General features: G+C 52.8%; 1 tRNA gene and 3 rRNA genes (1 of these 4 only partly in view). All 4 read right to left on the minus strand.

What is annotated here, in order from left to right:
- Window positions 1-59: 59 nt before the first annotated feature.
- Window positions 60-175, minus strand: a 5S ribosomal RNA gene (gene rrf, locus VZP09_RS18395).
- Between the two features lie 38 nt (window positions 176-213).
- Window positions 214-289, minus strand: a tRNA-Thr gene (locus tag VZP09_RS18400).
- A gap of 14 nt (window positions 290-303) precedes the next feature.
- Window positions 304-419: ribosomal RNA gene (rrf, locus tag VZP09_RS18405) — 5S ribosomal RNA — on the minus strand.
- Between the two features lie 96 nt (window positions 420-515).
- A 23S ribosomal RNA gene (locus tag VZP09_RS18410) occupies window positions 516-1,673 on the minus strand (it continues 1,744 nt past the right edge of the window).

Genomic DNA, 1,673 nt, shown 5'->3' on the forward strand with positions numbered 1-1,673 from the left:
ACAGATAACACAAAAGCAAAAGGCCCAGTCTTTCGACTGGGCCTTTTGCTTTATTTGATGCCTGGCGATTCCCTACTCTCACATGGGGAGACCCCACACTACCATCGGCGCTACGACGTTTCACTTCTGAGTTCGGCATGGGGTCAGGTGGGACCGCCGCGCTATTGTCGCCAGGCAAATTCTTTACAACGTGCCGAACTTTAACCTAAAAAGTGGTGCTGATACCCAGAGTCGAACTGGGGACCTCACCCTTACCAAGGGTGCGCTCTACCAACTGAGCCATATCAGCACGCTAAATTTGATGCCTGGCAGTTCCCTACTCTCACATGGGGAGACCCCACACTACCATCGGCGCTACGGCGTTTCACTTCTGAGTTCGGCATGGGGTCAGGTGGGACCACCGCGCTAGTGCCGCCAGGCAAATTCTGTTTTATCAACACGTCTTACCGACGTATCGATTAATCTGTATCAGAGCTGAAAATTCTCTCAAATCGCCAAAACATCTTCGGCGTTGTAAGGTTAAGCCTCACGGTTCATTAGTACCGGTTAGCTCAACGCATCGCTGCGCTTACACACCCGGCCTATCAACGTCATCGTCTTTAACGTTCCTTCAGGAGACTTAAAGTCTCAGGGAGAACTCATCTCGGGGCAAGTTTCGTGCTTAGATGCTTTCAGCACTTATCTCTTCCGCATTTAGCTACCGGGCAGTGCCATTGGCATGACAACCCGAACACCAGTGATGCGTCCACTCCGGTCCTCTCGTACTAGGAGCAGCCCCCCTCAATTCTCCAGCGCCCACGGCAGATAGGGACCGAACTGTCTCACGACGTTCTAAACCCAGCTCGCGTACCACTTTAAATGGCGAACAGCCATACCCTTGGGACCTACTTCAGCCCCAGGATGTGATGAGCCGACATCGAGGTGCCAAACACCGCCGTCGATATGAACTCTTGGGCGGTATCAGCCTGTTATCCCCGGAGTACCTTTTATCCGTTGAGCGATGGCCCTTCCATTCAGAACCACCGGATCACTATGACCTGCTTTCGCACCTGCTCGCGCCGTCACGCTCGCAGTCAAGCTAGCTTATGCCATTGCACTAACCTCCTGATGTCCGACCAGGATTAGCTAACCTTCGTGCTCCTCCGTTACGCTTTGGGAGGAGACCGCCCCAGTCAAACTACCCACCAGACACTGTCCGCAACCCCGGTAAGGGGCCAACGTTAGAACATCAAACATTAAAGGGTGGTATTTCAAGGTTGGCTCCACGCAGACTGGCGTCCACGCTTCAAAGCCTCCCACCTATCCTACACATCAAGGCTCAATGTTCAGTGTCAAGCTATAGTAAAGGTTCACGGGGTCTTTCCGTCTTGCCGCGGGTACACTGCATCTTCACAGCGAGTTCAATTTCACTGAGTCTCGGGTGGAGACAGCCTGGCCATCATTACGCCATTCGTGCAGGTCGGAACTTACCCGACAAGGAATTTCGCTACCTTAGGACCGTTATAGTTACGGCCGCCGTTTACCGGGGCTTCGATCAAGAGCTTCTCCTTACGGATAACCCCATCAATTAACCTTCCGGCACCGGGCAGGCGTCACACCGTATACGTCCACTTTCGTGTTTGCACAGTGCTGTGTTTTTAATAAACAGTTGCAGCCAGCTGGTATCTTCGACT

This window comes from Klebsiella sp. EMBS2024 (assembly GCF_036233805.1).
Classification (GTDB): domain Bacteria; phylum Pseudomonadota; class Gammaproteobacteria; order Enterobacterales; family Enterobacteriaceae; genus Klebsiella; species Klebsiella pneumoniae.